The 18,403-nt window shown below is 61.8% G+C and carries 23 protein-coding genes; 3 read left to right on the top strand and 20 right to left on the bottom strand.

The genetic code is table 11. The features are described from left to right. The first annotated feature begins 348 nt into the window (after positions 1–348). On the top strand, positions 349–1,431 hold the full coding sequence (locus tag E7T06_RS18420; protein ID WP_136367224.1) for a hypothetical protein: 1,083 nt from the start codon (positions 349–351) through the stop codon (positions 1,429–1,431). A gap of 55 nt (positions 1,432–1,486) precedes the next feature. Here E7T06_RS18420 and E7T06_RS18415 read toward each other — a convergent pair whose 3' ends face one another. The 6 genes from E7T06_RS18415 to E7T06_RS18395 form a co-directional block, all read right to left on the bottom strand. Then, a complete protein-coding gene (locus tag E7T06_RS18415) occupies positions 1,487–1,921 on the bottom strand; it encodes a hypothetical protein (RefSeq protein ID WP_136367223.1) in 435 nt (144 codons plus the stop codon). A gap of 131 nt (positions 1,922–2,052) precedes the next feature. Next, entirely contained in the window at positions 2,053–2,727 is a 675-nt protein-coding gene (locus tag E7T06_RS18410) for a hypothetical protein (protein ID WP_136367222.1), read from the bottom strand. Positions 2,728–2,970: 243 nt separating this feature from the next. Next, positions 2,971–3,105 (bottom strand): hypothetical protein, encoded by a 135-nt coding sequence (locus tag E7T06_RS22135; RefSeq protein WP_276605588.1) that lies wholly within the window; start codon positions 3,103–3,105, stop codon positions 2,971–2,973. A gap of 560 nt (positions 3,106–3,665) precedes the next feature. Further along, complete coding sequence (locus E7T06_RS18405; RefSeq protein ID WP_136367221.1) at positions 3,666–4,172, bottom strand: hypothetical protein; 507 nt, start codon at positions 4,170–4,172, stop codon at positions 3,666–3,668. Between the two features lie 117 nt (positions 4,173–4,289). After that, positions 4,290–4,790 carry a hypothetical protein gene (locus E7T06_RS18400; RefSeq protein WP_136367220.1) on the bottom strand — a complete coding sequence of 167 codons (501 nt, stop codon included), beginning with the start codon at positions 4,788–4,790 and terminating at the stop codon, positions 4,290–4,292. Positions 4,791–5,495: 705 nt separating this feature from the next. Beyond that, positions 5,496–6,743: an MFS transporter gene (locus E7T06_RS18395; protein WP_168733641.1), complete on the bottom strand. Its 1,248-nt coding sequence runs from the start codon at positions 6,741–6,743 to the stop codon at positions 5,496–5,498. Between the two features lie 219 nt (positions 6,744–6,962). On the opposite strand from E7T06_RS18395, the gene E7T06_RS18390 reads away from it, so the two are divergent. Beyond that, on the top strand, positions 6,963–7,667 hold the full coding sequence (locus E7T06_RS18390) for a TSUP family transporter (RefSeq protein ID WP_136367218.1): 705 nt from the start codon (positions 6,963–6,965) through the stop codon (positions 7,665–7,667). 378 nt (positions 7,668–8,045) lie between these two features. On the opposite strand, the gene E7T06_RS18385 is transcribed toward E7T06_RS18390, so the two are convergent. The 9 genes from E7T06_RS18385 to E7T06_RS18345 form a co-directional block, all read right to left on the bottom strand. Continuing rightward, positions 8,046–8,249 carry a hypothetical protein gene (locus tag E7T06_RS18385; RefSeq protein ID WP_136367217.1) on the bottom strand — a complete coding sequence of 68 codons (204 nt, stop codon included), beginning with the start codon at positions 8,247–8,249 and terminating at the stop codon, positions 8,046–8,048. An 87-nt stretch (positions 8,250–8,336) separates the two neighbouring features. Then, positions 8,337–8,549, bottom strand: a complete 213-nt coding sequence (locus tag E7T06_RS18380) for a hypothetical protein (protein WP_136367216.1) — start codon at positions 8,547–8,549, stop codon at positions 8,337–8,339. Continuing rightward, positions 8,546–8,749 (bottom strand): hypothetical protein, encoded by a 204-nt coding sequence (locus tag E7T06_RS18375; RefSeq protein WP_136367215.1) that lies wholly within the window; start codon positions 8,747–8,749, stop codon positions 8,546–8,548. Before E7T06_RS18375 ends, E7T06_RS18380 begins: the two co-directional genes overlap by 4 nt. A 288-nt stretch (positions 8,750–9,037) precedes the next feature. Continuing rightward, positions 9,038–9,241, bottom strand: coding sequence for a hypothetical protein (locus tag E7T06_RS18370; protein WP_136367214.1), 204 nt, complete (start codon positions 9,239–9,241; stop codon positions 9,038–9,040). A gap of 316 nt (positions 9,242–9,557) precedes the next feature. Then, entirely contained in the window at positions 9,558–10,670 is a 1,113-nt protein-coding gene (locus E7T06_RS18365) for a permease prefix domain 1-containing protein (RefSeq protein ID WP_136367213.1), read from the bottom strand. Continuing rightward, positions 10,667–10,996 carry a helix-turn-helix transcriptional regulator gene (locus tag E7T06_RS18360; RefSeq protein WP_136367212.1) on the bottom strand — a complete coding sequence of 110 codons (330 nt, stop codon included), beginning with the start codon at positions 10,994–10,996 and terminating at the stop codon, positions 10,667–10,669. Before E7T06_RS18360 ends, E7T06_RS18365 begins: the two co-directional genes overlap by 4 nt. 267 nt (positions 10,997–11,263) lie before the next feature. Continuing rightward, on the bottom strand, positions 11,264–12,406 hold the full coding sequence (locus E7T06_RS18355; RefSeq protein WP_240741171.1) for an LCP family protein: 1,143 nt from the start codon (positions 12,404–12,406) through the stop codon (positions 11,264–11,266). 263 nt (positions 12,407–12,669) lie between these two features. Then, positions 12,670–13,194: a class I SAM-dependent methyltransferase gene (locus tag E7T06_RS18350; RefSeq protein ID WP_136367211.1), complete on the bottom strand. Its 525-nt coding sequence runs from the start codon at positions 13,192–13,194 to the stop codon at positions 12,670–12,672. A 300-nt stretch (positions 13,195–13,494) separates the two neighbouring features. Continuing rightward, on the bottom strand, positions 13,495–13,905 hold the full coding sequence (locus E7T06_RS18345; RefSeq protein ID WP_240741170.1) for a hypothetical protein: 411 nt from the start codon (positions 13,903–13,905) through the stop codon (positions 13,495–13,497). Between the two features lie 25 nt (positions 13,906–13,930). Here E7T06_RS18345 and E7T06_RS21360 point away from each other — a divergent pair, with 25 nt between their 5' ends. Then, positions 13,931–14,170: a hypothetical protein gene (locus E7T06_RS21360; RefSeq protein ID WP_168733639.1), complete on the top strand. Its 240-nt coding sequence runs from the start codon at positions 13,931–13,933 to the stop codon at positions 14,168–14,170. Between the two features lie 2 nt (positions 14,171–14,172). Here E7T06_RS21360 and E7T06_RS18340 read toward each other — a convergent pair whose 3' ends face one another. The 5 genes from E7T06_RS18340 to E7T06_RS18320 form a co-directional block, all read right to left on the bottom strand. Beyond that, positions 14,173–14,601, bottom strand: coding sequence for a hypothetical protein (locus E7T06_RS18340; RefSeq protein ID WP_168733640.1), 429 nt, complete (start codon positions 14,599–14,601; stop codon positions 14,173–14,175). Positions 14,602–14,713: 112 nt separating this feature from the next. After that, on the bottom strand, positions 14,714–14,974 hold the full coding sequence (locus tag E7T06_RS18335) for a hypothetical protein (protein ID WP_136367208.1): 261 nt from the start codon (positions 14,972–14,974) through the stop codon (positions 14,714–14,716). 155 nt (positions 14,975–15,129) lie between these two features. Next, complete coding sequence (locus E7T06_RS18330; protein ID WP_136367207.1) at positions 15,130–16,959, bottom strand: hypothetical protein; 1,830 nt, start codon at positions 16,957–16,959, stop codon at positions 15,130–15,132. A 325-nt stretch (positions 16,960–17,284) separates the two neighbouring features. Then, a complete protein-coding gene (locus E7T06_RS18325; protein ID WP_136367206.1) occupies positions 17,285–17,836 on the bottom strand; it encodes an SUKH-3 domain-containing protein in 552 nt (183 codons plus the stop codon). A 64-nt stretch (positions 17,837–17,900) separates the two neighbouring features. Next, the coding region (locus tag E7T06_RS18320) for an IS5 family transposase (protein ID WP_136367205.1) at positions 17,901–18,403 on the bottom strand (503 nt) is incomplete at its 5' end.

Here is an 18,403-nt window from a genome sequence, read left to right as displayed (position 1 = left end):
TGACGGCTGAGTCACCCGAGCAGTAAAATCTAGGCCCGCCTCAAGGCGCGAAGTGGTGACAGATACCCGCGACACGAGGGTGGTGACATGAATAAAACTCCCCCGATGGACGCCGTGCTCATCCGGGGTACTGGTGAGAACTTCGTGCGTGCTGTACAGCGCTGCCCCGGTGTGGATTGATATGGGCAGCACTTCAACCAGGACAGCGATGGGAAGGGCCAAGCAAGTGCCGGGCTGCTAATCTGCCCGCCCATGCCTTTGAACGCCCAGACCCGGAGGTCTCCGGCCCCTCAGCCACCACCCAGGTGCTTTGTCTGCCACTCGCGCCTGACTGGCCATGGGCAGGATGTGGCACCTGGACAACAAGCGACCGTAGAACATTTCATCCCCAAATGGCTGTTGCGGCAGGTGGGGCTCCACGTTCCCAAAAAGGGCAACCACCTGCTGCTGCCTAACAATGTTCCCATCCGCGGACCGGTCACGGTTCCCTGCTGCCAGCGGTGCAACGGTCGGCTGAGCCTCCTCGAACGCCCGGTTCGCCGGATCTTCGAGAATCCTGGGCTGCTCTCAGCGGATGACCGTTCCGTCATGTTCCTGTGGCTGCTTAAAGTCGCTTATGGGAGCGCGCATGTGGACTTCCGAAACCGCATGTCCAACCGGGGGCACATTCGATTCGGCTCGGTCATCAGCCGCACCAGCTTCAACCGGATGCGGATGTTCCATGGCCGTGTGCTCCGGGAGTATTGCCTGACCGGAACCATCCGCCACTTACAGCTCGACAACTATTCCCTGATGCAGGCAGCTATTGAGGATCAGGGGCCGTACTTCTCCAAGTCCGTCGTCCGTAACCGGGTCACTGTCGCGTGGCGCGGCCAAGTCTTCCGGTTAACGATTGACAGTGGGCATGAAGAGCGCCAGGCACAGGTGGGGACGGCCATGAAAGGGCAGCATTTCGACGCCTTCATGTCGAGTAACGATGTCTTCACGCCTCACCCGGTGCGCCATCCCAGGCTGCACAAGGGGCGCCAGAAGATGACGAACATTACGCCCAAGCGTCTGCACAGGGGCCATCAAATCCTGATTACGCTCGCGCGCCGGGTGGCGCAAGACGAATTCCTATTTGTCGGCCACATCCTTGAGGCCGGCGGCATCCTGCCCGAGGAGAACATGGTGCAGATCGTTGTTCGGCGAACCTATCAGAACGAACGGATGCACCTTGACGAAATCGAGATTCACCAGCCAGGTCTGCAACTCGTGGCCACCACCGCTGCAAGTGGCTTGAACTTCCGGGAGGCCTTGGGCCTGAATCCATTTACCCCGCTCACGGACGAGGAAGAATTCCGCATGCTGCTGTTTACGCTTCATTCCTCGCTGGGGGTGAGCTTCAAGATCAACCCCCCGGTCGGCCTTACCCCAGATTCGATTCCTTGAGCAGCGTGAAGGTCTGGCGCGGCGCACCTCTGCTGAGCGCCCCGCTGTTCTTGGATCAGCTCAAATAAAGCGCGGCCCCTCTGGCGACGGGCTCCAGCTCGACCGGGGTGGCGATGAAGGCTCCCCCCCGGCACTCCCCCTTCATCAGCCTCCGCAGCAAGTCCCGGTACAGTCCTGGGTTGGTGCGCCGCGCCACTTCAATGACGCCGTCGCTCAAGAACAACGAGTGTGTCTGCTGGAGCCACGCTGGGACGTCTCCGGTGGAGATCGCCGTTCTCACGCGCCACGCTTCCTGCTGGGCGTGACGGTACAGGGCGCCCAGGGCCAACCCGATCTGTGCGTCACGCTCCAGCACGTATCCAGCGCGCCCCAGGGTGTGCCCGATATGCTGGCCGTCCACCCTCGCGTCGTTCAGCCCCCGCGAGCACTGCGCGGCGTCCAGGAGCAGCTCGAACGTCCTGATCCAGTCGCGTAGAAGTTCGCCTCCCACTCTTGGAAGTCCGTTGACTTCTCGGAAAGAGGTGTTCTACACGTGGTTCACGGCCATTCAGATGGCGGCTGTCCTTGTGTGCTGGACATCTTTTTGCCCGAGCCCGAGGGTCAACGGACTTCCAATACCCGTCAAAGCCCCAGGCGAATCATCCGGTGATGGTACCGAAGGACTTTGAACGGTGACACCAAGAAAAATTGACCAAACATCATATCTAGAATTAATCCAGTGAGAATAACGCCAGTGATTACACCTAAAGCGATCATAATCGGCTTTAGAGGTGACTTATAGGCAAGCATATTTCGAAATGGCAGCAGGGTCAGTGTTGATAATAAAATGTAGACGACCAGATCAAACACAAGCGGGATAACACAGTACACGTTCTGAGATGATGCTATCGGGGATGACTGCTTGTAAGGTAAGGGGAAACCATATTGTACATTCCTGAATTGACCGCTCTCAACAAGGTATGCATCAAGGCGGTGCTTCGGCCCCGCTTGGTCATGGACCCCCACGGGAAGGACACGCTGGTGTGCGCCGACGACAGCCCGATCGATGGGGAATCTGCCGAGCGGGTCTTGGTTCTTCTTGACCACCGTGCGAACAGCGTCACCCCCCGATACATCCACCCGGATAGCTCCGTCATGATGGGCACGCATGTGGGCCTCACAAGCAATTAAGACCTTGGTGAGACGCGTCTGGTAAGGCGCGCCCTCTGTTCTGGTGCCCATCCACAACAAGACGCAGGCGAGCGTTATCCTCGACCCCAAGCGGGCGATGGTCCACCAGCGTCTCGTGCGGTTCATAGGGTCAGCATGCCACGTGGCCACCCAGCCTCAACGCCTGCCTTGAGTGGAAGTCCATTGACTGGCTACCGGCGCCTGCCGTGGAGCGACTACTTCGGCGTACACGGTGGCCGCCGGGTTGGTGTCCAATACCTGCTGCGCCACCCCAACGAGGGTGCGCACACTGTACTGCCGGGTGACAACTTGAGAACACCGCTTGAGGCCGGTGAGCAGAGGGCTGCGTTCTGCAGCCTCCTGAGTAGCCTAGGCGAGCGTGGGAAAAACGGTGCCGAACATGACACTGCCGTCGGGGCAGAACCCGGCGAGACCCGCGAATCCGGGGGCTTCGTCTTGAATCTGGAGCAACGTCTCCCACGTGGGTGGATCAAAGGTCAACATGGTTCGCTCGGCCGTCGCCCAAGAGGAGCTGAACAGCAGGAAAGAGAGCAGTGCCCCACTCCGCTGGGGAACAAAGACGGGCACAACGTCTGGCGCAGGACTGGGAAGAGCTCTACCACCCAGGACGTGTCAGATGGATTTCACCTTGCTCCCCTGGCCCGTCCCATGGGCGACCACGAAAGGTTGCGGAACCTGTTGCCCCCGCTGCTGAGAGGACGCGGAGGCGTGCTGGCCACGGGCTTCCTTTCGCTGCTGTCTGCCTGGCCGCCTTCCCTGGGTTCTCAACGCACTCCACTGCCGACCGCCACGTCCGGCCAGAGGCCCCCAAGTGGCGCGGTGGTCAAGCCCTGCGCCAGAGCGTTGACTCCTGTCCACACGAGTCAACCCAGTCCTGCCTTCACCGCAGCCATGCAGCCTCTCGCCCACTGTCCTTTCAGAGCCGCGGCGCCCTCTCCAGTGATGCTTTGAAGGCGCGAGCAACGCGGGAAGCATTCCTTGCAGGTTCTCTGCTTGGGAGGACACCGGATGGTTGTGTTCAGGCCAGTGCTCGAGCCACTCCTTCAGTCGCCGAGAATGCCGTCAAGAATCATGAGGGCGCCGTCTGGGATGGGAACGGGTGGAAAATCAAACCTGGCAAATTTCCCACCAATAACACAATCGTGCCGATCTGGGGGCGTCGGCTCGGCACAGGTGAACGTATAGGATTGGCCGGCTACATTCTGATACGTGCCACTGGTCACTCGAGACCCAATAAAAGTGTGTTGAGCGACAAAAGCTTTGCCGAGAGCAGACTGTGCGAATTGTTCACCAGTCATGTTGAGCGTCTGGAGGTGAGCTCGCATCAGGTCGTCTCGCGTGATCAGGTAGATGCGTGGTGACCCAGTGTTCCCCACCAACTGAAAAATCTTGCAAGCCTCCCGAAGGCACCCATTGAGTTCTGACTGGGCGGTTCGTGGAACCAAAGAGTAGCGTTCACAGGCGGTGAAAACGAGGAGTCCCGCCGCGATCACGGTGGTCTGAAGGAATTTGCGAGTTGGAGCGGAGCGGTGGTGTGTCAGAGGGGTCATGAAGGGTGCCGCCTGGAGTGCTCGAGGGTCAAGAATGCGTAGACCGGGGCTGATGTTGGTTGGAATGGGCACGTTGCTGCCTAGACCGTTCGGATCGTCCAGTGCTCTCCACCTTGTTCAGTCGCCGAGAATGCCGTCGAGAATCATGAGGGTACCGTCGGTCACCTCCATCATGGGCAATTCGAACGCGGCACGTTTTCCACCAACGACACACCTGTACCGATCCGTGGACGTCGAATCCGCACAGGTGAACGTATACGATTGGCCCGCTAAATTTTGATACGTGCCACCGGTCACTTTGGACCCAATAAAAGTGTGTTGGGCGACAAAAGCTTTGCCTGCGGCGGACGCGGCGAACTGTTCACGCGTCATTTGGAAGGTGGCAAGGTAGGCTCGCATCAGGTCGTCGCTGGGGGTGAGGTAGATGCGGGGCGACCCGACGTTCCCCACCAGCTGAAACACCTTGCACGCGTCCCGAATGCACTTATTAAGCTGTGACTGAGCAGTCGGTGGAGCGAAGGCGTTACAGGCAGTGAGGATCAACAGTCCCGCCCCGATTACGGTGGTCTGAAGGAACTTGCGGGTTGGCGCGGAGCGGTGGGGGGTCAGAGGGGTCATGAAGGGTACCGCCTAATGTGCTGGAGGGTCAAGAATGCGTAGACCGGGGCTGATGTTGGTCGGCGTGGGAGCGTTGCTGCCCAGACCGTTCGGATCGCCCACCCAGATGTGCTTGGATAAGGAGGCTGAGCGGAGCTGTGCGTAGAGGAAGAGTAGGGCATCAGACTGCGTGGAGTCACCACATATGGGGATTGATCGGTCAGAGATCAGTTCCTGAGAACTTGCCCATTGCTTGCGGGAGTGCTGTGGGGTATTGACGCCTCTGCTGACGTCTTGACCCCAGACAACGGGATTCACCTCAACAGGGCGCAGTCGTCCTCGACTGGGCGCATTCTCTGTTCTTCCGGGCAATGTCAAATCCGTCCCTCTCGCGCCGCTCTTGCTGCCGCTGCCTATCCGTGCACGCGGTAAATTTTGAACACAATAGGTCTATCCACCGCGGAAAGGGGTTGACAGACCGGGGTAAGCGTGCAGGAAAGACGGTGGAATCAGCCCTCTCCAGCTTATTGGACTGCCACTTCCCGCCGCTGTCACTACGCCAAATCAGTGGATGACGCCCCATATTTTCGGAGACCCCTCGATCCACACGCACACATCTCTGACATCGACCTTCTCGCGGCCGTGCTGAACGTCCTCGCGCACCGTCTGAGATTCGTGACCCTCAGCCCGTGACCGCTCCACGTTCCACGTCTCTTGATGACGCGGTCATCCGTCGGCTGCTGCATCCACTGCGGACGGCAGGCGGTGGTGGAGGGCCGGCACAGCGGAGCGCAAAAGCCACAGGGCACTGGCGCTGCCCACCGCGCCGGCAATCAGCAGCGCGGGCGTTTGTCCGAAGCGCTGACCCAGCAGGCCACCGAGCAACGCGCCGATAGGGAACATTCCGCCCGCCAGAAACCGAATGACCGAATGCATGCGCCCCTGCAGGTGGTCGGGCGTGACCGATTGGCGTAGCGTGATGTGCTGCACGTAGAACATCAACTCGCCAAACCCGAAGATGAACCGGGCCACCACAAAGAGCGGGAGGGCCAGCGCACCGGCGCCGGTGGCAGCAGGCAACAGCAGCAGGCCCAGCCCGGCCAGGGCGGCGCCCAGAACCGAAGCGCGACCGATTCCCAGCCGCTGGGCCAGCCGCTCTCCGAACAGGGCGCCACACAGAAAACCCGCGTTGCTGCCCATGAACACCAGCCCAATCTGCGTGGGGGTCAGGGACAGGGTCTTGGCCAGGTAGTACACCAGCACCGCGTCCAGGATCCCCTTGGCGAGATTCAACGTGGCCGCGCACAGCATCAAGGGCCGGATGACGGGATGAGACAGCACATAGCTGAATCCCTCGCGCACTTGGCCGGTGACTGACCCAGAGGGGGGCGCCCTCCGGCGAGTGTGCGGCATCCGGAAGAGGGCCAGCGCGCTGAGCAAGTAGACGACGGCGTTCAGGCCAAGTGCCGCAGTGTATCCAGCCGCACCGAGCAGCCAGCCCGCCACCCCTGGACCCACCCCGTCGGCCCCCGAGCGTGAGGTTTCCAGTTTCGCGTTGGCGTCGGCCAAAGCGCCTTGAGGAACCAAATCTGGCACCACGGATTGATAGGCCACATTGTAAATGACGCCCAGGGCACCGAGGGCGAACGCGACGACGCACAGCAGCCCGAAGCTCAGGGCATTCAGCAGGGCCGCGACCAGCAGACCGGCCACGGCCGCCGCGCGCGCCACATTGACGGCCGCCATCAGGCGCACGCGGTGGACCCGGTCAACCAGCAGCCCCGCATACAGGCTGAAGAGCAGGATCGGGAGACCCTGCAGCGCGACCAGCGCCCCCATCTGCGCTGGGGTGGCCTGCAGGGTGGTCACGGCGAGCAAGGGAAGGGCCAGGACGGAGACCTGCTGTCCGGAGACCGCCAGGGTTTCGGAGGCCCACAAGCGCCGAAATGAAGAGGACTGCAGGGCACGGGTCATTCGTTGTCCAACAGTACCGCGGATAGAGATTGACTCCGGAGCCCATCCGAAAAAATCTTCGGTGGAGAGCAGTTGGCTCTCAGGCAAGTTGAACAGAATTTCGGCTTTCGCTCGGTCAAGCCCTACTTCCTTGATTCCCTTCAAGCCTCGCCCCATCCATGTGCCGTTCCCTGACATGCACTCCAGCTGCTGCGACAATCCGATCGGCTAAGATGCCCCATGAATCCTGAAGTGCTGCTCGTCAGCGGTCTGGTGGCGCTGAGCGCTGTGATTCAGGGCGTGGCGGGCATGGGATTCGCGCTCCTCTGTGCACCGCTCCTCATTCAAGTATTCGGGCCAGCGGAGGGCATCAAGCAGGTGGTCTTGCTCTCCCTGATCCTCAATGTCATTTACTTGGTGCGTGAAGTGAGAGGCGCCCGCCTCAAAGATGCGTTGAGCTTGCTGCTGCCTTCGTTGCTCGTGGCGCCCCTGTTGGCCTCCTGGGTGAAGCAGGTCCGTCCGGACGTGCTGCTGGTCATCGCCGGCACGCTCACAATCCTGAGTGCCGCCCTTCTGGCCTTCGGCGTCCGGACGACCCGACTGAATGGTGTGGCCGGTGCGCTTGGTGCAGGCGTCGTCAGTGCGGCTATGAACGTGGCAGGTGGCCTCGCTGGGCCCGCTGTGGCGATGTATGCCATTCACGCAAAGTGGCCCGTGACGAGCATTCGGCCGCCCCTTCAACTCTTTGGCATCGGGGTAAATACGGTGACGCTCTTGAGTCTAGGTGCCCCCGACATCCATCACCTGCCTTGGATCGGCTTGTTGCTCGGCGTGGCGGGGGGAGGGGTGCTCGCTGTCAAGATTCCTGCAGAGCGAATCCGACCGTTGGTGTTGAGCCTGGCCGTTCTGGGAGGGAGTTGGATTGTGGTGAAAGGTTTACTGTAGCGCTCGGCACGGCAGCACACTCGTCAATGACGTTCGGAGACGGCTGGGGCAGCGTCAGTACACGTATTGCTGCCGGACGCTGACCGGCGGGAAATCAGCGCTGAGCGCGCGATACGGAGGAAGCTGATCGGTCTCGAGGCGGTCTTACGCGCCTGCGAGTGCCTCCACGGGTCGCTCCCATCCACCCGGTGAGGCAGCGCTTGCTGGCCGCCCGACGACTGACCCTCGTGCTGGGCAGGCGTCAGCTGCATGGGCTCACCGCAAGAGTGCGCGCTCATACAAGCGACCATGCGAATCACAGAGCGTGCTGACGTCGCCCCATCCAGTACGGGTTACCCGTGCCGGGTGCACGGCCCAAGGGGAGCATCGGCCACCAGACTACGTCTCCTCTTCGCCGTTGGCCCTGCGCTTAAGCGCCGTCCTCAACACAACTCCAATGCCAACCACGATCAGGATCACCCCCGGCCAGATCCCCCCGAGTGGCGCGGTGGTTGAGCCCTGAAAAAAGTGGTCGAGTGCAGCCCAGACCAGTAACCCAATCCCCACCAGCACCAGCAGCACAGGCCAACCCAAGTTCTTCACGCGTTCTCCTCCCGGCTTGTTCGTCCGGTCTGCTCCCGCATGTGAGACGCGCTGATGCCTGCTTTCCCTCCGCAGGCACGCGGCCTATCACTCGCTGTCCTTCCAGAGCCGCCGAGCCACGGCCCCTCCAGTCACGCCTAGAACCGCCAGCAACACTGCGAGCGTCCCTGCACGGGCAGCAACTCGATTTTCACCGGAAGACCAGACCACTAAGGCGTATAGAGCAGTGATGACCGCCGCACAGAGGCACAGCACGGCACACAGTCCGAGGAAGGCGGCACCCCACTTCAACGACGTCATAGCAGCCACGCGCCCACGAAGCACAGCCCCGCCAGCGTCAGCAGCACCCGCCGTGCCCACAGCTTCCGGCGAAACACGAAGGCCAGCAACAGCAGCACGCCAGTGGCCAAGAGAAGCCACGCGAAGGAAGGGCTATACGAAAACACGACGTCTGTGCTGGAAGAGTACCCGGTAGGAACTTCGAGGCCTGACGCGGCCACGGCCTACACGTCCTCTTCGCCGGGTTCCAGGTTCCGGGTGTCAATCGCGCCCCTGTCCTGTCTGCCCTTCCAGAGCTGGACAGCCCCCCAAGTTATCAGGGCAGTGGCCAGCGCTGTCCCCAAGGCCGCCCAGGCGGGGCCAGCTGAATACGCACCCAGCGAAGGGCCGTAGTACACCCAAGCAAGGGCGTACAAGGTCAGCAGCAGTAAAGCCACAGCACACAGACCCACGAGCGCCGCCAGAGCACGCCTGACGCTTTTCTTTCTCTGCTCTTCGTGTTCCAAGTGCTACACCCGCTCCCAGAACAGCAGGGCCAGACCGCCCATGCCCAGGGCCCACCACGCCCAGGTCACCTGGCGAAAGCGCACGATCACCAGCAACACGGGGCACACGAAGGCCAAGACCACCCAGAGGGAGAGCGAACCGGTGAACGTTGGCCCGAAAGTCGCGGTCGCGTCTGTGCTGGGGCCACTCCAGCCAACTGCGCCCATGGGAATTCCAGGCTGATCTGCTCGGGGGCTGGCCCAAGCAGGGCCTCTCCAACGTTGAACCGATGAGCCCCAGTGGTGCTCAACTGAAGCGCTCTCTTCGCCTCTGCCCCACGGCTTCCTTCTGGTGAGAAAAGGCCATGCTTCACGTTACAGGAACAAGAGCTCAACAGTTGGGCTCCCCAGTGCCGACCAGGCGTGGAAGGCAGGATGGCCCGGGCCCCGGAAATCTGCGGGAAGGCCTGCCTCCTCCCGCACCTGCACCAGCCCAGACAGCATCCGGGGTGCGACCCGCCTGGAGACCGTCCGTTGCAGTTCTTCAGCGGTCGGCGATACTGCGCACTCCGGACGGCACCGTGGCCTGCACATTCGGCACGGCGGGATCGACTCGGCCTGTCAACCGCAGTAGCAGGGCGTACTTCTGCTGTCCCAAGGGTTGCCGGGGTGGAATGAGCTGCTCGACATCCGCCAGACGAGGCACAAAGAGAATGTCCTTCCATAGGGCTGTCAGCGTGACCTGCCCCTTTCCATCCACTGGAGCCGCGTCCAGATACAGGCCGCCGGACGGATCGCGGGTCAGCAGCCCATACACCGTTCCGGGCGTGTCGGAAACCTGAAGGGTATGGCGCTCCTCCAGAGTGAATGGGCTGATGGGGCCCCGCGCCCAGTGCAGCGTGACCCCTGGCATGGGCGGTGCAGAGCGTCTCAAGCCTTCCAGCAGGGCGCCCGTATACAGCCCGTAGGCCTCGAAGGGCGTGGCGGCCGTGCCCAGGGTCAACTTGGTCGTGCCCACCCGGAGTTGAGGATTGATCCAGCCCTCCAGCGACACCGGCAGCCCGGACTGCTCGGCCAGCAGGTACACCAGCGCGTTGCTGGACAGGAAGCGGCTGGACGTGATCTGGTCTGGACTGCGGCCCAGGTTCTGGCTGGTGGGTACCGTGACGGCGCGGCTGCCGGGAAAGACCAACTGCAACGCCGCTCCGGATGCTGCGTTCACAGGACGCACCGTGACGCCAAGCTGGCGGAGCGCCACAGTCAAGCTGTCCACATTCAACCACCCTGCGCTGGGCAAGCAGGCACGGGTGTCCGCCAGACAGGCGAGGGTGGGAAACGAGTTGAGCACCGGCACCTGAGCGGCCGTCAAGGTTGGAAACAGGGTCACGGCTCCCAGCAGCAGCGTCAGGGCACTCCAGCGCCACAGCTGCGGGGCGACATGAACCGCTTGGAGCCCGCGTCGCACCTGGCCCGCATCCCCCAAGGTGTCGAGGGCCGCCTGCAGAGCCTGGTCTTCGTTTAGGCCCGCGCACTGGGCGGCCCACGCCCGCTCGAGGATGTGTTCTTCCAGTTCGGCCCGCACCTTGAGGCGTTGTGGGCGAGACAACCCTCGGGTCGCGCGGCGCAGATACTGCTCCAACGGGGGCCGGGCGCTCATGCTTGACCTTCCAGCCGGGCCATGGCCTGCCGAAAGGCAGCCCACTCGCGCTGGCGGGCGGTGAGCTCGGTGCGGCCACTGGGCGTGAGGCAGTAATACTTGCGGGGCCGCCCATTGCGGCCGACTTCGCGGTCTTCGGCTTGCAGGAAACCAGCCCGTTCCAGGCGGTGCAGGGCCGGATACAGGCTGCCCTCTTTGAAATCGAAGTAGCCGTCGGTCAGGCGCTGAGCTTCCTGAGCGATGCGCAGGCCGTACAGGGGTTCAGGCTCCAGCAGGGTGAGCAGGATCAAGTCGAGGTGGCCGTGCAGCTGTTCCCGAGGGGGCATCGGATCTCCTTTTAGAGCGTAGACTCTCTACATAGTAAGTCTATGCTAGTGAGATGTCCAGAGGCTCCGCATCGTGACTGCCAATGCGGCTCGCTCTCAGCCAACCGGGAGCGTGTGGCACAGCGTCCTAGAACCCTACGAACAGTTCACCCTGCGCTGATCGGTGGCTGGAGAAGTTCACAGCGGCCATGCTGGCTTGCTCAGCGCCTGTTGATCACTTTGTTTCAAGATTGGATGGGCAAGTTCAGTGACCTCATGCAGGAAAGGTCAATCATCGCCAGCCGGGGTGTCGCTTCCCAGCCGAACCGTGACCGCTGCACCGCTTAAATCTGGGCCCGCGTCTATTTGACCGTACCCCATATCCATATCCCGCCGCACCCACGCCGCTGCTGCACCTGAAACAGTGGTCGTGGCCGCTTCCCCCAGCGCCGAAGAAATGCGGACATCTTGGTAGCCCAGCCCTTCTAATTTTGCTTTGAGACGGCGGGCGCTGCCATTGGGCGCAGCGACGTTGATCACGGCAATGGTCTGAGCACGGGGATCCCGTGGATCCCGGAAATGCTCTGTGATCAGCGCGCGCACCCCCTGGTCATTGGCGATCCACGTGCCGCCGCCACCCGGCGTCCCTGGCAGGGTGTGCAAGGCGACGGTCGGTCCTTGCAGCGCACCGCCTAGGAGCGCGCCTACCTGAGCGCGGGAGAGGTTTGATTTCACGTTGCTGTTCAGCGCCCCCACCAGCGCAGGCCAGCGCCACACGTTCACCGGATGTTTGAGCGTGCTCACGAAGGCGGTCAGGAAGGTCTGTTGCCGCGCGACCCGGCCGATGTCCCCCAAGCCGTCATTGCGGAAGCGCAAAAAGCCTTCGGCCTGCTGGCCATTCAGGTGCTGCCGTCCCGGTTGCAAGTCAATATGCAGGTTGCCCGCCGTATCGTCATACTTCATGCGCTTGGGCACGTCGAGCGTTACTCCACCAGCGGCGTCGGTCATCGAGCGGACCGCATGCAAGCTGAGCAGGGCGTAGGCGTCAACCTTGAGCCCGGTCAAGCGTTCGACCGCCCCGACCAACAGGCTTGGGCCCCCATGCGAGTTGGCCCCGTTGATCTTGCCAAAGCCCCACTGCGGAATATTGAGCCAGGTGTCCCGCGGAAGACTGAGCAGGTGTGTCGTGCCGTCCGGCCTCATCTGCGCCAGGATGAGGGTGTCGGTGATGTAGTCGTACTCCTCAGGGGCGGCTGGATAGGGCCACACGGCACTGGGAGGATAACGGGGCGTCACCCCGGCCAGAAGCACCGTGACCGGGGCGTCCGCCGGACGGGGCAGCGCGCCGTACTGAACGAGGGCGGGAACGGCGGGCGAGCACAGGGCCACCAGCCCGGCCAAAGCCACCAGAACAACGACACCAAAGCGCACCCGTCAACTGTAGCGGGCAGTAAGACGCCTCGCCAACATCCAAAAGGTGGCAGTGGGCCATCGCGGACACCTTTCAAAATTTGAAGAGCCTTGCTCGACGATCGTGCCCTTCACCATGACCCCTTCGGACAATTCGTCCCGAGGGGCCCCCCAACAGTCTCTGGAGAGGTGATGTCTTCTGCTAGGTTTTTACCCACGCGCCAGGTCACCATCAGTCGTCCTCCCAGGCAAACGCCCTGGAGGCGCCTGCGCTTCAACAAGAATCAGCGCGAGCCTTGCGGGCTTGGAGCAGCCTCACTGTGGCGGAACAAGGCCGTGAAGCTCAGACATTCCCCCAGCGGCACCACCGGGCGATACACCCCTGCCTGCGGGTCGTAATTTCCACCTGACCACAGATCAGTCAGCGTGAGGCCCGTTCCGGCCAGCAGCCGCAGGTCGTCCGGACTGTAACAGCGCAACGACTGCGTCACAGGCTCCGCTCCGGGCGCCGAATAGGTATCGGTCATGCGGCAGCCTTCCGCATCAAAACCGTACACCTGGGTGTACGCGGCCTCTGCCCGAGTCACGCCCGCACGCTGCGCCCAATACCAAGGGGTGTACACGTCGATGAATGCCGTGGCACCGGGTTGGAGCCAAGCCGTTATGCGCGCCAGTAAGCGGCGCTGATCGTCATCTGTGCCGACGCCGAACCCATCCCAGTAGCACACCGTGTCAAAGCGCAGGGGAAGATCTACAGTGTAAAAATCGCCGGCCACGACCGTGACGGGGGTGACGTACTGGGTGGCCAAGGCTCGGGTATGAAGACCGAGACGGCCAACGCTGGCAGCTCTACCGCTTCCCCGTGGCGGCCGCCCTCGCCGCACTGGACTTGGAACTCGTCCACTTCATTGCGCCCAAGAACACACGCCCGAAACAGTTGGGTTGAGACCACCTCAACACAGACGTCACCCCCAACTGGGCTTGTGCCTGGCTGGGGGTGACATCTGAAATCCTGGAGGGTGGCTCGACTCCCCAGTCGAGCCACCGCCGCCCAAGTACTCTACCCGATCTACCTGCCACCAGAGCTCAGCCTTCGACACCCCTCACTCTCAATGGCACACCCGGTCTTCGGCCCCCGCTAAGACCCGCAAGGCATAGCCCACCATCGACAGCAACATCGCGGTGGTCGCTCCACCCGCTAATCCAAGAAACGCGGCCGCATGTAAGCCGTGGTACGCCGCTTGCAACGGCTCATCCCGCCCGGCTGCTAACTGATGGTAATACCCCGCCCCTAAGCCGGACAAATCCAAGCCCCATTCGCCGGCCAGCGCCGCGACGTCCCCCGCGTGCCGTTCGACTTGCTCGGCAAACTCCACCAGCACGGGCCCAGATAAGCGCACCGGACTCAGCACGGCTCCGAATTCCACGGCCGCCACCGCTTGAAGCGTCAGCGCAATACATGTCTCAAACGTCTGTTGGTTGTGCAAACTGAAGCTCGGTGGCGCAGCAGAAACAGTCATCTCCTCTAGCCTCACGCGGGCCGGGGTGCCTGTCAAGGACTTCGGCCCGATCCGCGTCATCCTCAGCCGCCGCACTCTAAAGACAGGAGGCTCCCAACAGCAACTCGCCGATACGCAGGAACTTCGGATCGTGGTGAAGCGCGACGCCAGCAGAAATACCCAAGTGCAGGCGCTCATCGTCGATTCGGAGTCGCATGCCACCGTCGCTTACGGCGACACCGCCCTCTGCCTTGAGAAAGCCGTGATGAATCTGGTCGAGGGGTGAGATCAAGAGCCTGAGCTGGCGGGGCCGCGCTGGGCCAGCCAGCCAAACCACAACGACATGATTTGGAAACCCACGATTGCCAGCAGCAAGATCCAGATGAAGATCCGAAAGGCGGTGCTCCGGGCGGCTTGACGCCTCAAGACCATATTCAAAACTACACCACAAGTAAGCCAGCCCAACATCATCAGGACGGCTCCCACACTCCGTGCGGTGAAGTCATTCTTGAAAGCAAATCCAACGATGCCCCCAATCAGCATCAACAACGCGCCGGTCGGGGCCAGTTGAGAAATCCGAGCATCCTGACCAGAACGATTGAAGCGCATGGCGTTGTCATACCACTTCTTCAGCACCTCAGGGCGGGGCTGTGACCCGTGGTGAAGAGCTGATGATTGCGACGAGAAATGACGAAGAGGTGCAGCCTGACCGGACATCAAATGACATCACCCAGGAGGGTTCAGCCGATACTCTGCCGTGGCCTCACTGCTGCCAGGAGGATGGATGAGGTCAGAGCAGCCGAAAGAACTGCTCTGGGTGGGAGAGGCCTCACAGGACGCTGTACAGCACCCACATCCACATGGCGACATACAGGCCAGACAGCACTGCTGCAGTCCAGTTCCTCCGCCGGACGGCCTGAATCCCGTTGACCAGTCCCCAGAGAATGGACGCCAACGTCGGCACACGGTTGAGCCACGCTTGGCCTTCCAACGTGGGCCATAAGACCATGCCTCCTCCCACCAGCACTGCCAATGTCAAGAGAATCCACAGGACAGTACGCCAAGGCGTGAGAGACGAAGTGGTGCCCATAGCTTCAGTCTAGGAGTTGAGGTTGTGCTCTGCAGCGAAAGTGTGATGGAGAAAGGCCAAGGTGCGCCTTGTAGACGACTCCGTGGAGCACATCGTGAGCCAGGAGAGCATCGAGACAGATCTGAACCGCTCGGCCCTGCTGGCGGTGCATGGAGTTACGCGTCCAGAAGCGCGGGCGGGTTGGGCTGAGACTGATCTGGCGCAGGTTGAGGGGTCTTCCACGCGTGGATGATCTGCGCAATGTCCCGCAGGGCCAGCGCAGTGGCGCCCAGCAGGTGCGCCCCCTGGTCTACGAGCGGCCAAGTGAGATCAATCTTGAGCAGGGCGAGACCAGAGTCAATTTTCTCTTGCGCGTGGTGCGCGTCGTTCAGGCGCAGGTCATAGACCCCAGCCAACGGTCCGAACAACAGGCGGGCTTTCTCTTCTCCGATTTGGGTGGCCACGGCCCGCTGCAGGGCATTCCGGCTTGCGGGCTTGTTTTCCTTGGGTTTCAAAGGCGGACCATGCTGAAGGATGAGGTCCAGTTCCAGGGTCTCCAGCACCGCCCGCGTCACGTCCTTCGCGAGCACGTACAGGTCGGTTGGAGTCTGCACCCGGAACCGGTGGCAGGATTCAAGAACGCGTGTGTTGATCGCGTTCAGGCGCATCACTGGGACACCCCAGACCGCCGTCGTCGCGGCATTCAGAGCCTGCACACTCAGCTGCAGCATGGTCTCTGGCGCGATGGTGTCCGCTGGCTCCGCCCGCACCTGAGACGCCAGTAATTCGGGACTCACGCCTCCATCTGGCGGCACGGCATGCGCCGCCAGGATGGCTTGAAGCCAGTTCGGGAGCTCCGCCACATCCTGCCCGTAGATGTTCACCAGGCCAAGCGCATTCACACCGAAATGCAGGTTCTCTTCAGGGCCTGGTGACATGCTGCCCGTGTCCTGCGTGTACCACTGCAAGCCACTGTCCCGCAGATTCAGCAGGGCAGGCACCAGGCTGGGTTTGAACCACAGCCAGTACCCACCCGTCTGTTGTCTGAGCACCTGGGTGACGCCGCTCGCGTCCACGGGGAACTGCACATGCTGGGGTTCCGGGTCATGGCGAATGCGGGTGCTCAGACCACTTGGAGCGATCCATTCGTTGCGGAAGCGTTCGCCGTTGATCTGGTACACCCGCTGGCCGCGCAGGCCGCGCGTGACGGTGGTGCTGGTCGTATTTTCGTCCGTGGGTGGCCCCACCATCTCGGGAATGTCGTCGCTTGGATCCACGTCGGTTCGGGCGGCATGCATGATCATCATGCGCTCGCCGAACGGGAGACCATTGCCCTCGTGAATCTCAGTAATCCAGCCTTCGAAGCTGTCCTCCGCAGAGACCTGTTCCTGCCAGCGGCCCCCTAGCCACTCGAAGTGCGGATCACTCGCCTGCACCGCCTGACGCTGGTGGAACGTGACGAGGCGCAGGCCCATGTCGCGAGCGCTCAGGTAGTCGGGCAGGTACTCCCGCGCGACCTCAAGCCGCACAGGATCACTGTCCGCGTCGCGCAGGAGCCGGGCGGCCGTCCGGTACCCTTCGCGCGGCGCGACCCAGAGATCCCCTTCGCGGCGCAGCTGGAGGGTGAGCGTAAAGTCTTGGTGCAGCTGCCACTCCGGGGAAAAGCTGCCGATCCGGTTCGCCACAAGCACCAATGGGACGGCGTGTCCAGCCGCGCCGTCCCTGTCCAGAGGCTGGAGGTCACTGGGAACATATTCGCCGCGGTCAACGTACCCGCCGAAGGACTGACTCAGGCCCAAATGCCGCCACTCTTGCGTGAGGGCGTAGTCTCCCGCGGCGGTAGGAAACAGGCTGCTCCCCACGCCGTAGAACTCCTCCTCAAAGCCCACGTGGATCCTCTCTCCTGTGCGGCTGACCTCCTCGACACGCAGCGGCACCCAAGGAGACCGCTCAAAAGAGTCTCTGCGCCGGTCTCGCAGCTCGAACCACGTCTGATCTCTGGGCATGCCACTGAGTCTAGACGGCGATAAGAATGGCTTGACATCCACAGCAACCAATGAACGGAGCCGCCCTTATTTCGACCACGGAGAACGAACATTGACACCGTCCTGCCGAGTGAAATTTCACAGGCATCGTGAAAGGCACAGGGCCACTGGGACGGTCTGATTCGCGGGAAGCCCACAACAAATGCCTAGGGTCTGTATGCCAAGTTCAGGGCAAGGGAAAAGGGTGTCTTTAGGGTTGCCCCGCGGTTGCCCCGCGCAACTTGTTGAAGCGTCATGGAGAGCTTGGTGAGCATGACGCAGTTCACCCAGTGCCAAAACAGGAAGGTTATTTTTCTGGGAGTGGCTCAGGAAATCGTGCATCCCAAGCATCGGGGTTGTAAGGGATGATCCGATGATCCACGGCTTGTCCCTTCAGCAAACTGTCAAACCCATCCCTCAGTCCTGTGCCATAGAGGGTCACGTTCCCTTCTTGCCAGACATAAAACCTGCCCTGGGTATCGACGAGCCAGATGGGCCACCCTCCGAACAGGCCCAAGGGTCCAAAGTCGCAGCCGAAGGCTTCACGCAAATCTTCACTGAGATATGCATTGTTTGAAGCATCTGAAGCCATGAAGGCGAGGTCATAGGCCCGAAATCCGTCCTGCTTCACGTCTTCGGAAGTCCTTTCCGGCAAACCGTGAGCGGTAGAAAAAAGGGGCAGTCTGTCGATGGAGGCACAGATTTCAAACCAGACGTCCGGCAAGTTGCCTTGCCAATGCCAGCGTTTGAGCTCAGCTTCGACTGCCCCAGGGTCGACGTGGCGTTCTGGCGTCCAGCCGACATACGAGAGGTATTTGCGCGCAAAGGGACTGATTGACCCAGCAAAGGATGGAGACATCTTGCTCAAGTGTAGGAGCCAACTCCCGGACAGAGCAGAGATTGGCGCACGAGTCGCGCGGAATTCAGAGCCAGAGCAGGATGGCGGCCAGGGTCAACCAACCCTGATAGTTCGCTGCTCGTTTGTCATAGCGAGTCGCGATGCGTCGAAAGCCCTTCAGGCGGTTGACGAGGCGTTCGACCTTGTTGCGTTGCTTGTACACCATCGCGTCAAAGCACAGGTCATCCCCTTGATCTTTGCGGCGAGGAATGGTGATCCGAATGCCTCGGGCCTGCAGATACTTCCGAACCGTGGTGTAGCTGTAGCCCTTGTCGCCCACGAGACGATCAGGACGGATTCGGGGTCGGCCTCGTCCTGCACGGATCACAGCGCCAGTCTCCAACAGCGGTTGCAGGTATTTGGATTCGTGGCGTTCCCCTCCACTCAGGACAAAGGCCATGGGCTTCCCTTGTCCTTCAGCACGCAGATGGATTTTGGTACTGAAGCCACCTCGGGATCGTCCCAGGGCTTCGTCTGCTTGACCTCCACGTGCCCCTGCAGCGCACTGATGTGCTCGAATGACCGTGC

The organism is Deinococcus sp. Arct2-2, from assembly GCF_004801315.1.
In the GTDB taxonomy this organism is placed as follows: domain Bacteria; phylum Deinococcota; class Deinococci; order Deinococcales; family Deinococcaceae; genus Deinococcus.
This window is presented reverse-complemented; position numbering and strand designations above follow the sequence as displayed.